Consider the following 20,054-nt stretch of genomic DNA (forward strand, 5'->3'; position numbering starts at 1 on the left):
TAACTTTATGATAATGGAGATTCCTCTTTTTTTGTAAAAAAATATAGAACCAATGACTTTTTCAAGTCATCAGTCCTATATATTGTAGAGCCGGTTTTTTTCTTTTTAATCCGTAATATTTTTGGTAAACTTATTAGTAATTATACGGAAAAAATATTGGACGGGAGGTTTGCTTATGATCGAGGGAGAAGTAGCACCGGCAAAGATCAACCTTGCTCAAGATATATTATTTCGTCGCTCAGACAATTACCATGAAGTAGCTATGGTGATGGCGTCAATCGATTTGTCAGATTACTTAACTTTTGAGTTAATCCCAGAAGACAAGATTATCGTTGAGACAAGTCGCGCCTTTTTGCCAGAAGATAACCGCAACCATGCCTACCAAGCGGCCCAACTCATGAAAAAAGTGGGCAATATCAAGACGGGTGTTCATATCTCGATTGAAAAGCGGATTCCTGTCGCAGCAGGCTTGGGCGGCGGGTCAACAGACGCAGCAGCAGTCTTTCGTAAACTCAACACCCTATGGGATATGAACTTACCTTTGAAAGACTTGCAGGCGTTGGCTAACCAGGTTGGGTCAGATGTGGCTTATTCGATTGCGGGCGGCACGGCTTTGGTAGAAGGTCGCGGGGAAAAAATCCGCCAAATTCAACCAGCACCTAAATGTTGGATTATTCTAGCTAAGCCAGCTATCTCCGTTTCAACACGAAAAATTTTCAACCAACTAGACGTTGAACGATTGAACTATGAACCCAATGCGCCAAAAGTACTGGCAGCCCTAGAGTCAGAGTCTTATGAAGACCTCATGGCAGCAATTGGGAATTCCTTGGAACCGGTGACTTTTAGCCAGCACCCTAAATTGGCCAAGTTGAAACAGCAGATGCTCGATTTTGGTGCAGACGGGGTCACGATGTCTGGGTCAGGGCCAACGATTATTGGCTTTACCCAGGTTTACAGCCGTGGTCAACGGATTTATAACGCCTTAAGAGGTTTTTGCCAAGAAGTTTATATGGTACGTGTGATGCCTGAAATAAATGAAGCATTCAAAGATAAATAAATATTAGGGGAAGGGTCGAGCGAAAACTCGACCTTTTTTACTTGCTAGCTTTTTGTAAGTATGCTATATTAGCTTTTGTCAAATCGTATCGGTTACGATTTAATGAAGAAGTATTCATATATATAGTAATTTTTAGAAGGAGAAAAGTGTGAATAAATTTAAACGATTTTTAGGGCTGCTAGCTTTATCAGCCACCGCCTTTTTGGCAGCATGTGGCAATGAGGCGTCGACATCGAATGATAATAACAGCTTACAGATTGTAACAACTTTTTATCCTATGCAGGCTTTAACCAATGCTGTGGTTGGAGATAGTGCTAAGGTAACGGTTATGATGGAGAATGCGGATGCCCATGAATATGAGCCGAGTGCGCAAGATATCGTGACTTTAAATGAAGCAGATGTTTTTGTGTATAACAGCGAAGACATGGAAACATTCGTACCAACTTTATTAGAATCGATTGATAACCCAGACTTAGTCATTATTGAAGCTGTTTCAGAAGTAGAATTGATCGACGGCGACGTGGAAACAGTCGGAGAAACGACTGAAGAACATGTAGATGAGGAAACTGACGCTGAAAGTCAAGAAGACCATGACCATGAGGGCCACAGCCACGAAACGGACCCACATACCTGGTTAGACCCGGTCAACGCGGTCACTCAAGCACAGACAATCGCCAATGCATTAACGGAAGCAGATTCTGAAAATGCTGAAATCTACCAAGAAAATGCCGGACAATTCGCCAGCGATATGATGGCTGTCCATGAAGAATATGCGCGTATTTTTGAAGCTGCAGAAACAAAAACCTTCTTAACACAACATGCGGCCTTTGGTTATTTAGCCAATCGATATGGTTTACATCAAGTAGCAGTTACAGGGGTAACTGAGTCAGCTGAACCATCGCCTAAACGCATTGCGGAAATCGTTTCATATATGGAAGAAAACAATATATCTGTTATCTATGGGCAGAAGGGCGGAGCTACTGAAATTGCCACAACAATTGCCTCAGAAGTGGGCGGTACAGTAGGTGAATTACAGTCAATGGAGAGTGTTGATACCAATCAATATCCAGCTGACGGTGACGGCTTTATCGCTATTGTGAAGGCCAACTTAGAAAGTTTAGCTGAAGGCATTCAATAGACAGTTTAACCACAAAGAAATGGAGGGATACCATGCACTACATAGAGGTGAAAGATTTAGGCTTTTCATGGGACAACGAACCCGTATTAAATGACATTTCCTTTACCGTAAACCAGGGTGAATTTGTCATCCTCACTGGGGAGAACGGCGCCGCCAAATCAACCTTATTACGCAATATACTTGGCCTTTTATCACCTGATCAAGGGTCTGCTATAATTTCTAAAACCAATGCCTCTGGTCAAAAATTACAAATTGGCTATGTGCCGCAAACTTTGAACAGCTTTAATGCTGGTTTTCCAAGTACGGTCTATGAATTTGTGGCTTCTGGTCGTTTCCAACAAGATCGTTGGTTTAAAAAGCTGGATGAAAACGATAAATTACACATCGAAAGGGCTTTAAAATCAATCGGTATGGAAGAACAACGAAATAAAAAAATCGGGGACCTTTCTGGTGGACAGAAGCAACGAGTAGGTTTAGCACGCGTCTTTGCGACCGATCCAGATTTATTTATTTTAGATGAGCCGACAACAGGGATGGATAAGAATTCCCGTGCGGCGTTTTATGACCTATTACGTCACAACACCGAAAAACATGGGAAAGCTATTTTGATGGTAACCCATGACGACAATATTATAGATGAATACTATGACAAACGTGTGCATTTAGTAAGAAAGGAGAATTCGCCGTGGAGATGTTTCAGTATGAGTTCATGGGACGGGCATTCATAGCCGCAACCACCATTTCATTTATTTCCCCAATCCTGGGTTTACTATTAATTATGCGTAAGCAATCATTAATGGCGGATACCTTAGCCCATATCTCATTAGCCGGAGTGGCTTTCGGTTATTTATTAGGGGTCGAGCCAACTATTACAACCATCTTGTTCGTAGCGGCAGCAGCCTTAATCTTAGAATACTTGCGGGTCGTTTACGCTAACTATTCAGATATATCGGTTGCTATGATGATGTCTGGTGGGATGGCCTTAGCCTTACTATTATTAAACCAAGTAGATTCTGCGGCCTCTATTAACGCCTACCTATTTGGTTCCATCGTCACCGTTTCGTCATTACAAGTCTATATTTTGATTGGACTAGCGGTATTTATTGTAGCTAGCTATTTAATTTTCAAACGACCTTTATACCTCATTTCATTTGACGAAGACACCGCCTATACGGCAGGTTTGCCAGTTCGAATGATTTCAGTCGTTTTTTCAATTATTACGGGTATGGCCATTGCCTTAATCATGCCAATTGCGGGGTCACTACTGGTATCAGCGATTATCGTTATGCCAGCAGCTATTGCACTACGACTAGTGAAAAACTTTGATTCAGTCATTATCGTCGGTGTGATTATTGCTATGTTTGGGATGTTTGCTGGGTTGACAACGTCTTATTATTTAGACACACCACCAGGTGCAACAATCGTCGCCATCTTTGTTTTATTATTCATTATCGAAAGTGGTTTTCTTAAAATCACCAAAGGCTAATTACGAATGTTTAGGAAATGAGTCAGTTTTTTCGAGAATTGGCTCATTTTTATGTCGTTTACAAAAAATAAACGAACATTATTTCAAATAAACCTTTCAAATTGACTAATTTCAATATATAATAAATATCAATACAGAACATTTGAAAGGTTGGACTATATGAAAATCAAACGTAGCCCGCGACTAGTGGACATGACGCAATATTTATTATCACACCCACATAAGCTAGTGTCTTTAACGTTTTTTGTGTCACGTTATGAATCAGCGAAATCATCCATTTCTGAAGATTTGACGATTTTAAAAGAACAATTTGAATTAAGTGGATTTGGGAGAATCGAAACTGTAGCTGGAGCTGCTGGTGGCGTCATCTATATTCCAACAATGTCAAAAGAAGACGCGATTGTTGAAGTTGAAAATCTAATTTACCAATTAGAAGCTGCCGACGACCGGATTCTACCAGGTGGATACTTCTACCTAACTGATTTATTAAGTGACCCAGATCAGTTACGCAAAATAGGTAAAATCATTGCAAGCTATTATGCAGAATCAAAAGCAACAGCTATCATGACGATTGCAACGAAAGGTGTGCCAATCGCACAAATGGTTGCACTATACTTGAACATTCCATTCGTTATTGTGCGTCGTGACTCAAAAGTAACTGAAGGCTCAACAGTCTCTATCAACTACGCAACTAAGGGAACTACCCGTGTAGAGAAAATGGAACTGACGAAATCTTCACTACCCCAAGGCTCACACGTATTAGTCATCGATGACTTCCTAAACGGTGGGGGAACCATCACAGGGATGAACTCAATGTTAAAAGAATTCAACTCAACATGTGCAGGGATTGCTGTATTATGTGAATCAGATACACCAGACCGCGAAATCGACTTTGATTACCAATCATTGATTAAAGTGCAAAAAGGTCCTTCATTTGCCAAAGGATTCGAATTAACACTTGGTACAATGTTTAAAGATTAATGACAATTGCAAGAGACCTGTAAACCATTGTTAAAACAAGGATTACAGGTTTTTTTCTGGCTATCTTAATAGGAATTAAAAGTCCAAATACCATTCCATTTTGTGAAATATATGTAATATTCTATATTTTAGCTATTCAAAATGATAGACTATTTTATTATGAGCATTAATATTTCAATTTGGAAAGGTAAGTGGAGATGAAAGAACGACAACAAAACTTTGAATTGCTTCGAATTATTGCGATGTTTATGATTGTTATTTTTCATGCCATCACTTACTGCGTAATAGAGTATGAACTACCCATAACGGGGTTGAATGATTTACTTTTAACAGTTCTACGATCGATAATATATGTTTGTGTAAATGTTTTTATTCTTATAACGGGGTATTTCTCAGTTAATACAAAACAATTAAAACTTAGAAAAGTAGTAAATACAGGATTGATGCCTGGATTCTTTTCAGCAATATTACTTACAATGTTAATGGTAGTTGATATCGAAGAATTTAATTTTTTGCAGATTATAGGGAAGCTGCTTGCCACATTTAGGGGAGAGTACTGGTTTATATCAAATTACTTTGCCTTGTACCTATTCATTCCCTTCTTAAATAAAATTGTCCATAGGGTAAGTAAAAAAGAGTTTCAGCATTTTTTATTCTTATCAGTGCTTATAGGCGTAATTTGGCCATTTTTTGTAACTGATGAAAATATAATTTCTTTTAATTCAGGTTTCTCATTGATATTCTTTATCTTACTTTACTTTGTAGGAGCCTATATACGGCTATATGGTGCGTTAGTAAAAGATTTTTCAAGAAATTACTATTTGATTGGATATATATTGTTAGCTGTTGTAACAGGGGTGCTCCAATATACTATTCCAAATACAGACTTCTTGAACTATAATGGCCCTTTTGAGTTCACAATGTCCTACTTACTGTTTATGTATATTAGTAAAATTAAAGTGAAATCAGTCAGTGTGAATAATATTGCAGCATATACATTGGGGGTATACTTAGTCCATGAACAAAGAGAAATGCGTCAATTAATATGGGGTCTACCGATAATACATCGTATGATTCAGTGGTCACCTATTACCTTCATTCTGGCTATTATCCTTGTATCATTAATAATATTTACCATTTGTTGGATAATTAGCTTTATATTTATCAATATATTTGAACGGTTAGAAAACTTGATTTATAGATGGTTTAATAATGTTAAGCTAATAAACTAATTAGGTAATTAAATATTTGCTTGAAATGATCGAGACTATTACAGTTCTTAGTAAATAGTCTCGATCATTTTTATGGAATAAATATTTTTCAGTTAATTGATAAATAGTGGAGAATAGCGCATCTTTTACCTTTCTTAATTTTCAATAAATTAAAAATAAGCTATAATGAAAGTTGAGTATATAAAATTTTAAAAATAGGGTAAATAGATAATAAACCGTTGATTTGAATAGGAGAAAGTTAGTTTGGAAAATAAAAAAATTTTAAATTCGTTCATATTAATAACAGCAGTAACGTTATTAAGTGCATGTAGCCAATTCACAACAGAAGATCCAGATAATCCGATTGATAGTGAATCGGCAGAAAATGTTTCGGACACGAAGACTCAAGCGAATCCTAGAACGTACATGGCCATTAATGAAGATAACACTTTTGAAACTATAAATCCTACACAGTTTGAAACCTTAGAGGAATTGAAAGTTGGTTCAATGATATACGAGGGTTTATATAGGTATGATGAAGAGGGACGAGTTCAAGAAGGTGTAATTGATGGAGACTTTGAACAAGTAAACGATAATACCATTCGAGTGAAAATTAAATCGGATGCGAATTGGTCGGATGGGGAACCAGTAAAAGCAAGTGATTTTATTCTGTCTTGGCAATCTTTAGTGAACCCGAAAAATCAAAATTATTATTCAGACTTATTAAATAATACAGTAGTTAATGCCAAAGAAATTTCGAATGGTGAGCTAGAAGCAAGTGAACTAGGTGTTCAGGCGATAGATGACAAGACTATCGAAATAAAACTAGTAGATTCAATGGGGAACTTTGAATCTCTATCTACTTTATTTGCTTTTCCAGCGTTATCACCATTACCAAGTCATCAATTACGCTTACAAGAAGTAGCCGATTTTGGACTAAAATCTGCAGACGCAGTTACCAATGGACCCTATACGATTGCTTCTTGGACTACAAACTGGCAAACATGGACATATTCAAAAAATTATGAATATTGGAATGAATCAAAATACGACCCTACCCAAATTTCAGTTCAAGTGACGACTTCTAATGAAGAAGCACAGTTTCTATTAGAAAATCAGTATTTGGATATTGCTAATGTAAAATCTAATGAGGCTCTAAATCAGTCGCTATTTTTACAATTTAATAATTATCGAACCGATTTAGAAACTGAGACACCATTTGCAGATGAACGAGTGCGCGAAGCAATTGTGAAGAGTTTGAATTTGGAAGATATAATCGAAAGCACTTCTTTAGACGCGCTAAGTATTTCAGACACTATTTTCCCAGGTGTATCTAGTGATGCAGAGGAATCAAGTTATGATCAAGAAACAGCAAATAGTCTGATCGCTGAATACCTAGCAGAGAATGACCTTGAAGCCATCGAGTTTGAATTATTGTACACTGATAGTGAAATGAACAGCTTAATTGCAACCGAAATTCAAAATCAAGTGAATCAAAATCTTGATGGTGTTAGCCTTAATACTAGAGAGCTAACAACAGCTCAGGCTAAGGAAGCAGTATCTGAACAAAATTACGATTTTAGTTTGATGAATAGAGCAAGTACGGAAACTGAAGATGAACTTGTGTATATTAACCAGTTTATGAGTAATAATTCAGCAAATAATACAGGCTTTTCAAATGAAGCCTTCGATGAAGTTATCGAAGGCATTAGTTTTGCCAAAACATCTGATCAGAGTGCACTAGAAGAGGCAGAAAGCATTTTAATTCAAAATTATGTTGTAGCTCCTTTATACCAAACAGGTGAAGAAACGTTGTTTGGAGAAGCTGTTCAAGGCGTGAATGGCCATAGACTGTCCCCGTTCAATGATTTTTCAAGTATTACGTTTGAACCAGGGGAATATACAATTCCGAAGAAAATTGAAGAAGTGGAGGAATAATGATGAATCCAAATGTTAATATTTTAGCGATTATCCCAGCTAGAGGTGGTTCAAAGGGTATTCCTCGCAAAAATGTATTATTACTTTCGGGACAACCCTTGATCAGTTATGCTATTCGAAATGCGAAAAGTAGTGATTTCCAAATGGATGTTGCCGTATCTACAGATGATCAAGAAATTACGAATGTTTCAAAGCAATTCGGTGCAGAGGTAATTAGGAGAAATAAAAAATTAGCAAGCGATGAAGTTACATTAGATCCAGTAATATTTGATGCAGTACAACAAATGGAAAATAAAACTGGAAAAACATACGATTATGTAATTACTTTACAACCAACTTCTCCATTATTAAGTGCAGATACTCTAGACTCAGCAATTCAAAAAATGCTGAATGATGAAACTATAGATACATTGATTTCCGCAGTGAATGACCCGCACTTATCGTGGACAACTAAAGAAGTAAAAGGCGTTGCTACTGTTTTACCGAATTATGAAGCACGTTTAAATCGTCAATATCTACCAAAGAATTTCGTTGAAACAGGAGCATTTGTAATTACAAAACGTCACTTTGTTAAGCCAGATACTAGATTTGGTCAAAATATATCCGTATATGAAGTGCCAGCCAGCGAATCAACGGATATAGATACAAAACAAGACTGGTGGGTTGCAGAAAAGCAACTATCCAAAAAGAATATACTTATCAGAGTAGAAGGATATTCAGAAATAGGGCTTGGCCATGTATATCGGGGACTTTCCTTAGCGTATAGTTTGATAGATCATAATGTAACTTTTGTAACCAGTTCTAAGTCAGACCTAGCAATAAAAAAACTAGAAGACAGTTTTATTAAATATGAAGTTATGCAAGAAGAGCATCAATTAGAAGATATCATTGCTAAATACAATGTTGATATTGTGATTAATGACATTTTGAATACGTCTATTTCTTATATGGAGTACTTGAGTCAGTTGTCAGTTCGAGTAGTTAATTTTGAAGATGTTGGACCAGGATCGGCGCTTGCTGATGCTGTAATTAACGACTTATACGCCCCGCAAAATACTGATAGTAAATATTATTGGGGTAGTAAGTATTATTTATTAAGAGATGAATTTTTAATTTCGAAACCATCTGAATTTAATGAAGAAGTTAATAATATCTTTGTTATATTTGGAGGAGTAGATCCTAGTAACTTGACGCAAAAAGTTTTAGCTGCCTTTGAACAAATAAGTACGAATGAAGATGTAGAATTTACAGTAGTTGTGGGACCAGGTTATGCTGAATTTGAGAAAATACAAAATATTGCAAAAAATTCTGCGCTAAACATAAGTGTTTTTAAAGATGTGAATAACATGGCTGAAATGATGAAGAGAAGTGATATAGCAATTTCCTCGCAAGGTAGAACTATGTTAGAATTAGCGAGCATGAATGTTCCGACGATTTTAATGGCACAAAATGAGCGTGAACTCACGCATGAATTCGGATATCTTTCAAATGGTTTCATCAACTTAGGTTTAGGAGAGGCTATTGACTCAAGTTCAATTGCATTGACCTTGGAGTGGTTGATGAATACACCACAGATACGCCGTCAAATGCATAATCAAATGCAAAAGAAAGACCTTAGAAATGGATTCAACCGAGTGAAATCGATTATTTTAGGAGATGAATAGATTATGGATATTTTTGAAAAGATTAAAACACAAGGGTACTATGTTATTGGTGAAATCGGTGTGAATTATTATGATATTGCCACCCAAAATAATATAACACCTATGGAAGCAGCTAAGTTAATGATTGATAAAGCTAAAGAATCTGGGATGGATGCTGTAAAGTTTCAAACTTATAAAGCAGAGACAATTGCATCGAAATTTTCCCCATCTTATTGGGATACAACTGAGGAGAGTACAACATCACAATACGAATTATTTAGGAAGTTTGATTCGTTTGGATTTAATGAGTACAAAGAGATTTCAGAATATTGTCAATCAGTAGGTATAGACTTCTTTTCAACAGCCTTTGATTTCGAATCTGCGGACTACTTGAACGAATTAATGCCGATATACAAAATTTCTTCATCAGATTTGTCAAACTTACCATTTATTGAACATCAAGCTAAAAAAGGTAAACCTGTACTTATTTCTACAGGAGCATCAACATTAGATGAAATTCACGCAGCTATTGAAACAATTGAAAAAACAGGTAATACTGATATTGTTATTTTACATTGTGTTTTAGAATACCCAACGCCATATGAGCATGCTAATTTAGATGTAATTGAAACATTGAAAGAAGCGTTTCCGCAATATGTTATTGGATATTCAGATCACACAAAACCAGATGCGAATATGGATGTAGTCAAGACTGCAGTTGCTTTGGGTGCACCTGTAATTGAAAAACACTATACACTAGACAAAAATTTGCCAGGAAATGACCACTATCATGCGATGGATCCTGATGATATGGCTAAATTAAAAGAAGGTTTGGAGTTCCAAATTAGTATCCGTGGTAACAAGGAAATTGATTTAGAATCACAAAATGCAGCGCGTCATAATGCAAGGCGTTCAATTGTTTTAACTCAAGATGTTACAGCGGGAACTGTTTTAACTAGAGAAATGTTAACTTTTAAACGACCAGGTACTGGAATTTCACCTGCAGAAGTCGAAAATGTTATTGGTAAACGGGTAAAAGAAAATATCCAAGAAGATACAACTCTAACAAGTGAAATGTTAGAAGGGTAATATTATTACCCTCGCGCAATTTTTGAGTTGAAATTAAAAAATTTTGAATTAACCCAATTTTGGGTGGGGCATTTGGGGTATTTAAACAATATTTTTAACATTGTTTAAATATCCCTTGTTGATTTTATTAATATAATATACTAATTTTATACTGATTTTAAAAAGTGAGGAGGGATAATTTGGATAATATATTTGTAGTATGGACACCACTTCATGTGATGAATGTTCTAAACTTAATTGTTAATCATTTAGAAGGTAAGAGCAATGAAATAATTATTCTAAATGACCTACCTAAAGCTGATAGGTATAAAGAAGTATTATCGTTAGTATATCCAAATTTAAATGTAACTATAGCGGATGCGCAAAGAATGAAGCATGAGAATGTTATAAAGAAGAACTATTATCTTTTAAGTAATCGAGACATGTTTAATCAAAAAGAGTATCAAAATTTATATATTCCTGGGGATACATTTTTTACGAGGTTATTATTTTCTATAGGTAAAAAGAAGAATCCTCGTATGAAATTGAATTATTTTGAAGATGGTATAGGCGCATATATCTATGCAGATATCATTAATGAGGTAAATGTTTTTGATACACTTCAACGTAAATTGAATCCTCACTCAATTTTTAACTATTCATTTGACACTGCTTTTGTGTATCATCCGCAACACGCAGATCAGACTAAATTTAAGGAAATACAAAAAATTGCCGCAATGGACGATACCAATCCGAGCATGGCTTATATTAAAAAAGTTTTCGATATGGTTTATGAAAGAGAAAATATTCACATTAAAAAATCGACTATTGTATACTTTGATCAGCCATTTTGGCAAGATGGTTCGGGTATTTGTGAAAAAGAAGTTTTTGAAAAGTTTCTACAAATAATTGATAGGGAAGATACAGACATTCTTATAAAAATGCATCCACGCTCTGAAGAAGGAAAGTATCAAGATGTGGATATCCTACAAACGGAATTACCGTGGGAAATATTTATGTTACTTAATCAAAATTTGCTTATTATTCCTGTGGGTATAAATTCAACAGCGATATTTTCACCAACTTTAATTTTTGGAGCACAGCAACCAGCTATTTTACTCGCTTCATGGTTAAAGAATACGCCAGTAACAAATCTAACTGAGAAAAGTATTAAAATTTTGAACAATACGATTGGATTGGTAGAGAATTTATCTATAGATTCTATATATTTACCACAAGATACCAATCAATTACTAAATAGTATTGATAATACTATTAAAATGATGGAGGAAGAGCATGAAATCGAAACTTAATGACCTTGGGAAGATAGTAGGAAATCCTTTTATTTTTAGGATTGTAGCGTTAGTTGTATATATACTACAAAACGTTCCAAGTGATTTAGATATTGAAAATATTCCTATGAAAATAATATTCGTTTGGGGAATCTTGTTGATAATTCATGATTTCTTCACGAAGCGATTAATGTTTAAGCAACCATTATCACCAATCATAGTCGCGATATTAGTATCATTTTTCATATCCGTAATGCTGAACTTTTCATATCAATTTCCAAATAACGCTATTAACTGGGTATATCTAGCACATACATTTTTATTGATTTATCCATACGATGCAAGTATAGACAATGAAACAACACAAAAATGGGTAAAGCGATTTAATGATACATTGATTGGAATCATTGCCTTTCTATCTGCTGGCTCTTTGCTATTGTACGTTTTTAATATCCAGTATTGGGTTATAGATGGAACCGGTACGCATTGGTTACGCCAAGGTTTCATGGAAAATAGATTATTTGGACTATACACTAGTCCGAACTTCGGATCAATGTTAGGTTTCTTCTCTATCGTAGCAATTTTGATGAATAATATCATTAAAAGAGGTAAGTGGGATAAATTTCAAAAGTTCTACATTGTTAATATTGTTATTCAATATTTATATTATATTCTGGCTAATTCTAGAGGTACAACTTTAGGACTTGTGAGTTTTGGAATGTTTGCACTTATTTATTTTGTAATTAAAGGCTTGCAAACAAAGACATTACGAAATCCTGGAAAGAGAATTGCAAAACTAGTATTAGTGCTATTTTTGGCAACTTCAGTGACAAGTACAGTTGAAAGAGGATTAAGCTATGTACCAAGTGTTGTTGAGAATGGAATTGTCTTAATTACGGGGAAGAATCCCAGTGAAGACAGTGCATATGGAACATCAGGTACTAAAAGTTCTGGAGGAATTACCCCTATCGAGATAAATAGGAATGATGGTGATTCTGAGGTTTCAGCGGGGCGCTTTACAATTTGGACAGCGGGGATTAAAGCCATGCTTCAAAAACCATTGTTCGGTCTGGCAGATGCGGATATCTACAGAGGGCTTAGCGCATATGAAACAACGAACCAAATTGACTTAAGTCAACTAGATCAAATTGACCGCAAGGAATTAAGACGAGCGCAAGGTAATATGCATAATTCATATGTATCTATACTGGTATATTCTGGGTTAGTAGGATTTGTATTAATCGCTATTTTCGCGGTTAGTTTCATGTTCGGTCATCTTAAAACAATCTTCGAAACTAAATTTAATTTGAGTAATGCTAATAACCAAATTTACTTATTAATTGTTTTGGCATTGTTATCTACTCTTGTGACCAACTTAGTAGAAACACATATTATTTTTGCTAATAGAAATTCTATCGGACTTATTTTTTGGGTTTGGGCTGGTTTCCTTAATTACTTAAAAGAAACTGGAGAACCTAAAACTATAAAAGAAGGAGGGCTGAACAAATGGTTGAAAAATTTAGTGTCTTAATGTCTGTGTATAAAAACGAAAAACCTGATTATTTAAAAGCTACCTTGAAAAGTTTGGAGAAACAAACACTGTTGGCTAATGAATACGTGATTGTATGTGATGGTCCTTTAACAGCTGAGTTAGATTCAGTAATAGATGAATTTCAACAAAAACATGAAGCACAAACTTCTGTACATCGATTTTCTGAAAATAGGGGTCTTGGTCATAGTTTAGCTGACGGGGTTAAATTAGCTAAACATGAGTGGATCGCACGGATGGATACGGATGATATTGCGGTTCAAAATCGATTCGAACTACAGATGAATGAAATACAAAAGAATGTAAATCTTCAGATTATAGGCGGACAAATTAGTGAATTTGAAGATGAACCTTCAAATACTGTCTCAATGAGAAAAGTACCAATTACTCATCAAGAAATTTTAGAATTTGCAAAGCAACGTAATCCATTTAACCATATGACTGTGATGTATAAAAAATCAGCTGTATTAGCTGCTGGCAACTATTTGCCGTTACAAGGATATGAGGATTATTACCTTTGGGTTCGAATGTTAGTAAATGGCGCCGAAGCCTATAATCTTGAAAATGTTTTAGTGTATGCTAGAGCAGGTGAAGATATGTTCAAGCGTCGAGGTGGATTCAATTATTATAGATACTCAGTTAAGGCATATAATACAATCTATAGAGTTGGCCTAGCAACGCCTAAAGATTGGCTTGTACGTAATGGTGGACAACTATTAGTTAATTTACTACCTAATGATTTACGTGGGAAATTCTACAAAAAAATATTAAGAAAGTAGGCTTACAATGTTAGTGTCAGTGATAATACCGGCCTATAATGTTGAGAAAACATTAGAGCGAGCCGTTAAAAGTGTTATGCTACAAACTTATCGAGAATTAGAAATTCTCATAGTTGATGATGGTTCACCAGATAATTCAGGGTTAATTGCTGATAGATTGGCTGGAGAGGATTCGCGAATTCGTGTGATTCACCAAGTCAATGGAGGGTTATCTGCAGCCCGCAACACAGGGATTGAAGAAGCAAAAGGGGACTATATTGCTTTTCTAGATTCTGATGACGAATTTGAACTTGATATAATTGAAACTTTTATTTCTTATTATGAACAACATCAAATGGATTTATTTATCTTCAATATCGAACGTTTAAACTTACAAGGGACAACGTCCTTGCTTAAGAATGCAAAAAATGGCATATTCACAGATACCAAAGAAGCCTTAAATGCTATTTTTACACACAATGGCTTAGATTTTTATGCATGGAATAAAATCTACAAGGCTTCTTTATTCGATGAAATCCGTTACCCGGTAGGTAAATTGTATGAAGATACCAGAGTTTCTTATGAGACTGTAGTTAAAAGTCGAAAGATTGTTACTACTGATAAAGTCGGAATTAAATACTATGAAAATGATGAAAGTATAGTCGCTCAGTCTTTTAACCCTAAGCAGATGGATAATGTAACAGAGCGTTTAATCATTCATTCAGATATAAAATTAAACTATCCTAGTCTAGTGCCAGTTTCTTCTAAGAGGGTGATTGACGGTATATTATCAACAGCTTATAAACTAGCAACTGTTGATGAATTTAAGAATTATGCTGAATATGATCATAAATTAAAACAACTATTCAAAGATAATGTAGAAGATTTTCATAAATCCAAATATGTTGATTGGAAACGAATAGCGGCATTCCAATTATATTCTTTTAGTCCAAAACTTTATGCAAAAGTTTATCGATTGTATTTGAATAAGTAGAGAGAAGGTCATATGAAATGGCAGAAAATTCAGGTGGACAAGCTTTAAAAGCAGGTTCATGGTACGTATTTAGTAATTTTCTAATTAAAGGGGTAGGGATTTTTACTACGCCAATTATTACGAGATTAATCAATCCAACGGAATATGGTATTTATAATACATATAAATCTATGTTGGTCATCATGTCTATTATCGGAACACTTAATATATTAACCTCAATTGCAGTTGCTCGCTTTGAATATGAAGATGAAGAAGATTATAGTGCCTATATATCTTCAGTGGTTGGTTTATCAACTATATCAGTAACTGTGATATATTTAATTTCTAGATTATTGATACAGTTCTTCGGAAATCCCTTGGATATTCCAATGTTGCTAATTGATTTTATGTACTTCAATATTTTATTAACAAATACATTTGATGTGCTACAGACAAAACATCGGTCGCAATTAAAATATAAGCAATTTGTGTTCTTCTCGCTACTTGTTTCAATTGTGGCGCCAATACTTTCTATTATATTGGTTTCTTTACAAGATAGTAATAAATATATAGGTTATGTCCTCGGTACAAACCTTCCAATTATGATAATTGGTGTAGCTCTATACTATGTAATATTTAAGCAAGGGAAGACTTTCTACAATAAAGAGTACTGGAAATACGCTTTAAATATATCTGTCCCATTAATTCCGCATTCACTTTCAAATAATTTACTAAGTCAATCAGATAGAGTGTTAATTTCTACATATAGAAATGCAACTGAAGTAGGACTTTACAGTCTAGCATATTCATATTCTGCGATACTGATGACAATCTGGAACGCGCTTAACCAAGCTTGGGCGCCGTGGTTTTATGGAGAGATGAATAATGAGAATTATAAGTTAATTCAAAAAATTGTTAAACCATATACTGTCCTATTTTCCATGATGTTTATCGGTATGTTGGCGTTAGGACCAGAAGCACTGAAAGTTTTTGGTTCGGCAGAGTACCAAGATGGTGTTAGAGTAATTCCACCTGTTTTACTAGGTTTATATTTCCAGTTCTCATATTCACTATATGTAAATATAGAAATTTACCTCAAAAAAACCAAATATATTTCTATAGGAACAGTAATGGCGGCGGTACTAAATATAGTTCTGAATATCCTTGTAATCCCATCCTATGGATATATAGGAGCAGCGTATACTACATTAATTGGATACATTTTCCTGTATCTTGTACATTATTATATGTCTAATAAAATGTTAGAAGGTGCAGACGTTATTGGTAACAAATTCATTTTATTCTGGAGTTTGTTTATGGTTGCAATATCGTTTATCTTTAACTTTTTAACTGATTATTTAATCATAAGATATATTTTATTGGTCGTAATATTTGCGGTTATTCTCATGCTATTTAGAAAAGAGATTCCAGAAGTCATCAAATTAACTAAAAAAATTTTCAAACGGAAATAGTGGTGGATTATGTCGATAAAAAACGAAATTAAAAAAATGATTATACGTTACAGATTTGGCAAAGAAATTGATTATCATATGCCACTTTCAATACACGAAGAGGTAAACTTGCAAAATGTAAAATTTGGGAAATACTGCCAAGTAGCTCATCATGCGGAAATTGCCAATAGTTCTATAGGAGATCGTACATCTATAGGGCGATATACAAAAATTCAATCTGCCATTCTTGGGAAATTTTGTTCGATTTCTTGGAATGTAACTATAGGTGCCACTTCACACCCTTTGGATAGACTTTCTACACATGCCTTTTCATACCGAAAACAATTCGGTATAGTTGATCACGATATAGCAATCAAAAAAGACTCGGTTTTAATTGGAAATGATGTTTGGATTGGTTGCGATGTAGTTATCATGCCAGGGGTAACGATCGGCGATGGTGCCGTTATTGGTGCTGGAAGTATTGTTACCAAAGATGTGGAACCATATAGTATAATAGTAGGGAATCCCGGAAAAAAAATAAAAAATAGATTTTCAGTAGATATAATTGAGGAACTTCAAGAAATCCAATGGTGGGACTTTAAAGAAACAGACTTGAAGATGGCCTTACCGCTAATGCAGGAATCGTTAACAATGACGACGATACAACAACTAAAAAATATAAAATAGGTGATTACAATGAGTAAATATTATGTGGTTTTAACTGGTGCCCAAAAAAATGCGGGTGACTATTTAATTACAGAAAAGTGTAAGGAATTATTGAGACGGGAAAGACCGGAACATGAATTGATTCAGTTAGGAAGATGGGAATCATTAGACGATAAACTAGACCTAATCAATGGTGCAGATGCATTAATATTAATGGGTGGACCGGCTGTTTCTCCCGACTTCTATCCATCAATTTATAAATTAACGACAAACTTGGATGATATTAAAGTACCAATCGTACCTATGGCAGTTGGGTGGAATTCAAAAGCAGGTGATTTCCATGGTATGATGAACTTTACTTTCAATAATAAGAGTAAAGAGTTATTACGTCGATTTGCTACGAATGGTGTGGGTATCAGTGCAAGAGACTCATATACTGCATCAATTCTAAGACGAAATAACATACCTAATGTATATTTAACAGGATGTGCTTCATGGTATACACCTGAAAAATTCAATACATATATTGAGAATCCTACAATTAAGAAAATTGCAGTGACACCAGCACAACACCCTCGTTTTTCAAATATCTCAAAACAAATGATTGATTTAGTTGAAAAAACTTATCCTGGAGCTGAAATAATTTTAGCCTTCCACCGTGGTATAGGTGAGGTAGATGAGTTTACTAAAGAAGATGATGCAGCAAACACAACTGATTTAGCAGAATATGGTGCAGCAAAAGGAATGAACAGTATTGACTTAGCATACTCATTCGATAATTATCAAAAATACGATGACGTTGATCTACATATCGGATTTAGATTACACGCTCATTTGTACTTCCTATCAAATCGTAAACCAAGTATCCTCCTAAATGAGGACGGCCGTGGTAGAGCAATGTCTGAGACGATCGGATTAACTGGAATTGATACGTTTAAACGTACTATTCTCAAAAAACCATCGACAGCGGCTAACATAGTGCTTAATCGGGTTGGTACTGCGAAAAGATATTACCCAGATATTGATTATGAAGCAATTGAACAATTAGAACATTTGCTGAATACGCATAAAGAAAATGACTATAGACTAATGAATGGTGCTTTGAAAGTATTTGATGAAAACTATGCAGTGATGCAAGAATTTATCAAAGCATTGCCTTAGTTTAAATTACTAAAACGAATAATTTTTTTACCACAGTCTATAAAAGTGACTTCTCGGCTCATTTAGGCAGAGTTTCAAATTTATAGAAGTGGTTTTGGCCCCATAGCTCAGCGGATAGAGCACTCGTTTCCTAAACGAGGTGTCGGAAGTTCAATTCTTCTTGGGGTCATTTTTTGTACACATTTCTGTATGAAAAATTCAGTTTTCATTGGAGGGAAATATGCTAACAATTATCGTACCTTGCTATAACGAGGAAGAAACTATTCCCTTATTTTTTGAGGAAATAGAGAAACAAAGAGGAGTAATGAATGAAAAAGTAGAATATATCTTCGTAAATGATGGGTCAAAAGATCGAACGATAGCAAAAATTAAAGAACTAGTTCATCAACACATGAACGTTCATTTTATTGATTTTTCTAGAAATTTCGGAAAAGAAGCAGCTATGTTTGCTGGGTTACAAAAAGCAAGTGGTGATTTTGTAACGATTATGGATGCGGACCTACAAGACCCGCCTGAACTATTACCGCAAATGTTAATGATGCTAAATAATAATCCTGCACTTGATTGTGTGGGAACTAGAAGAATCGATAGGAATGGCGAGTCAGCCACTCGCTCATTTTTAGCGAAAACTTTCTACAAACTAATGGATAAAATTTCAGATGCGCAACTAGTTGATGGCGCACGCGATTTCCGAATGATGCGTAGACAAATGGTGGATGCAATTCTGACTCTTACTGAGTATAATCGTTTTTCGAAAGGTTTATTTACCTGGGTTGGGTTTAATACCGAATATCTAACCTACAACAATCGAGAACGAGTGGCTGGTGAGACTTCTTGGTCTTTTAAACAACTATTTCGCTATTCTGTTGAAGGTATAACAGACTTTTCAGATCTACCCTTATCAATTGCAACCTATATGGGTATGGTTTCATGTGTCATTGCTGTACTATCCATTATTGTTATCGTATTGAGAACCTTAATACTTGGTGATCCAACACAAGGTTGGCCATCGCTAGCTTCAATAATCTTATTATTAGGTGGTATCCAACTTCTGTGTATCGGTATTATTGGCAAATATGTGGGGAAAATCTATTTAGAAACAAAGAATCGACCCATTTATATTATTAAAGATACAGATTTAGATGTTTCGAATAAGTCAGATAAAGAAGAGAAATAAGGTGTATGATGCACAAGTTAATCTCTCAAATTATAAAGTTTGGGCTCGTGGGTATCATAGCGACTGTTCTCGATTTTCTGGTGTTAACATTATTGACAGAATTCCTTAGTGTCCATTATCTACTATCAGCAGCCATTTCGTTCACAGTGGCAACAGTATTTAATTATATCGCTTCAATGAAATATGTCTTCGATAGCCGTTATGAAAAAGGGCAAAAGCATCAAGAGTTATTCATTTTTGTAGTGCTATCCTTAATTGGACTTGGACTTAATCAGGTATTTATGTGGTTCTTTGTAGAAATTACAGTTTTGCATTATATTATTGCTAAAGTGTTGGCCACGATACTTGTTATGGCGTGGAATTTCATCTCAAGAAAAATTTGGTTGGAAAAATAACTTTTCTAATAATCTAGGCTCTACAATATATAGGACTGATGACTTGAAAAAGTCATTGGTTCTATATTTTTTTACAAAAAAAGAGGAATCTCCATTATCATAAAGTTAAC

Annotated in this window: 18 protein-coding genes, 1 tRNA gene and 1 pseudogene; all 20 read left to right on the plus strand. The window is 35.0% G+C overall.

Annotated features, from left to right (window positions below):
- Window positions 1-175 precede the first annotated feature (175 nt).
- Window positions 176-1,057, plus strand: a complete 882-nt coding sequence (ispE, locus tag ACFW0C_RS09535) for a 4-(cytidine 5'-diphospho)-2-C-methyl-D-erythritol kinase (protein ID WP_378106988.1) — start codon at window positions 176-178, stop codon at window positions 1,055-1,057.
- Window positions 1,058-1,205: 148 nt separating this feature from the next.
- Window positions 1,206-2,195, plus strand: a complete 990-nt coding sequence (locus tag ACFW0C_RS09540; protein ID WP_378106990.1) for a metal ABC transporter solute-binding protein, Zn/Mn family — start codon at window positions 1,206-1,208, stop codon at window positions 2,193-2,195.
- 32 nt (window positions 2,196-2,227) lie between these two features.
- Window positions 2,228-2,923, plus strand: coding sequence for a metal ABC transporter ATP-binding protein (locus ACFW0C_RS09545; RefSeq protein WP_378106992.1), 696 nt, complete (start codon window positions 2,228-2,230; stop codon window positions 2,921-2,923).
- The gene (locus ACFW0C_RS09550; protein ID WP_378106994.1) at window positions 2,881-3,681 is read left to right on the plus strand and encodes a metal ABC transporter permease; all 801 of its coding nucleotides are present in this window, start codon (window positions 2,881-2,883) and stop codon (window positions 3,679-3,681) included. Before ACFW0C_RS09545 ends, ACFW0C_RS09550 begins: the two co-directional genes overlap by 43 nt.
- A gap of 159 nt (window positions 3,682-3,840) precedes the next feature.
- A complete protein-coding gene (purR, locus tag ACFW0C_RS09555; RefSeq protein ID WP_338191648.1) occupies window positions 3,841-4,662 on the plus strand; it encodes a pur operon repressor in 822 nt (273 codons plus the stop codon).
- A 197-nt stretch (window positions 4,663-4,859) separates the two neighbouring features.
- Window positions 4,860-5,894 carry an acyltransferase gene (locus tag ACFW0C_RS09560; protein ID WP_378106996.1) on the plus strand — a complete coding sequence of 345 codons (1,035 nt, stop codon included), beginning with the start codon at window positions 4,860-4,862 and terminating at the stop codon, window positions 5,892-5,894.
- Window positions 5,895-6,137: 243 nt separating this feature from the next.
- Window positions 6,138-7,811, plus strand: coding sequence for an ABC transporter substrate-binding protein (locus ACFW0C_RS09565; RefSeq protein ID WP_378106998.1), 1,674 nt, complete (start codon window positions 6,138-6,140; stop codon window positions 7,809-7,811).
- Complete coding sequence (locus tag ACFW0C_RS09570) at window positions 7,811-9,475, plus strand: cytidylyltransferase domain-containing protein (RefSeq protein WP_378107000.1); 1,665 nt, start codon at window positions 7,811-7,813, stop codon at window positions 9,473-9,475. Before ACFW0C_RS09565 ends, ACFW0C_RS09570 begins: the two co-directional genes overlap by 1 nt.
- A gap of 3 nt (window positions 9,476-9,478) precedes the next feature.
- Window positions 9,479-10,543, plus strand: coding sequence for an N-acetylneuraminate synthase family protein (locus tag ACFW0C_RS09575; protein WP_378107002.1), 1,065 nt, complete (start codon window positions 9,479-9,481; stop codon window positions 10,541-10,543).
- Window positions 10,544-10,722: 179 nt separating this feature from the next.
- The gene (locus ACFW0C_RS09580) at window positions 10,723-11,835 is read left to right on the plus strand and encodes a polysialyltransferase family glycosyltransferase (RefSeq protein WP_378107004.1); all 1,113 of its coding nucleotides are present in this window, start codon (window positions 10,723-10,725) and stop codon (window positions 11,833-11,835) included.
- The gene (locus tag ACFW0C_RS09585) at window positions 11,819-13,345 is read left to right on the plus strand and encodes an O-antigen ligase family protein (protein ID WP_378107006.1); all 1,527 of its coding nucleotides are present in this window, start codon (window positions 11,819-11,821) and stop codon (window positions 13,343-13,345) included. The genes ACFW0C_RS09580 and ACFW0C_RS09585 overlap by 17 nt, the downstream gene beginning before the upstream one ends.
- Entirely contained in the window at window positions 13,321-14,142 is an 822-nt protein-coding gene (locus ACFW0C_RS09590; protein WP_378107008.1) for a glycosyltransferase, read from the plus strand. The genes ACFW0C_RS09585 and ACFW0C_RS09590 overlap by 25 nt, the downstream gene beginning before the upstream one ends.
- A gap of 7 nt (window positions 14,143-14,149) precedes the next feature.
- Window positions 14,150-15,115 (plus strand): glycosyltransferase family 2 protein, encoded by a 966-nt coding sequence (locus tag ACFW0C_RS09595; protein ID WP_378107010.1) that lies wholly within the window; start codon window positions 14,150-14,152, stop codon window positions 15,113-15,115.
- A 17-nt stretch (window positions 15,116-15,132) separates the two neighbouring features.
- Window positions 15,133-16,089 (plus strand): annotated as a pseudogene (locus ACFW0C_RS09600) (lipopolysaccharide biosynthesis protein); the annotation flags it as partial.
- Window positions 16,090-16,182: 93 nt separating this feature from the next.
- A complete protein-coding gene (locus tag ACFW0C_RS09605) occupies window positions 16,183-16,566 on the plus strand; it encodes a polysaccharide biosynthesis C-terminal domain-containing protein (RefSeq protein WP_378107018.1) in 384 nt (127 codons plus the stop codon).
- Between the two features lie 9 nt (window positions 16,567-16,575).
- The gene (locus tag ACFW0C_RS09610) at window positions 16,576-17,232 is read left to right on the plus strand and encodes a CatB-related O-acetyltransferase (protein WP_378107012.1); all 657 of its coding nucleotides are present in this window, start codon (window positions 16,576-16,578) and stop codon (window positions 17,230-17,232) included.
- 9 nt (window positions 17,233-17,241) lie between these two features.
- Window positions 17,242-18,372: a polysaccharide pyruvyl transferase family protein gene (locus ACFW0C_RS09615; protein ID WP_378107014.1), complete on the plus strand. Its 1,131-nt coding sequence runs from the start codon at window positions 17,242-17,244 to the stop codon at window positions 18,370-18,372.
- Between the two features lie 96 nt (window positions 18,373-18,468).
- Window positions 18,469-18,541 (plus strand) — tRNA-Arg (locus tag ACFW0C_RS09620).
- Between the two features lie 51 nt (window positions 18,542-18,592).
- The gene (locus ACFW0C_RS09625; RefSeq protein WP_378107016.1) at window positions 18,593-19,549 is read left to right on the plus strand and encodes a glycosyltransferase family 2 protein; all 957 of its coding nucleotides are present in this window, start codon (window positions 18,593-18,595) and stop codon (window positions 19,547-19,549) included.
- 8 nt (window positions 19,550-19,557) lie between these two features.
- On the plus strand, window positions 19,558-19,944 hold the full coding sequence (locus ACFW0C_RS09630; RefSeq protein WP_378107020.1) for a GtrA family protein: 387 nt from the start codon (window positions 19,558-19,560) through the stop codon (window positions 19,942-19,944).
- The last annotated feature ends 110 nt before the right edge of the window (window positions 19,945-20,054 follow it).

This window comes from Aerococcus sp. NPDC058936, from assembly GCF_042741995.1.
GTDB lineage: Bacteria > Bacillota > Bacilli > Lactobacillales > Aerococcaceae > Aerococcus.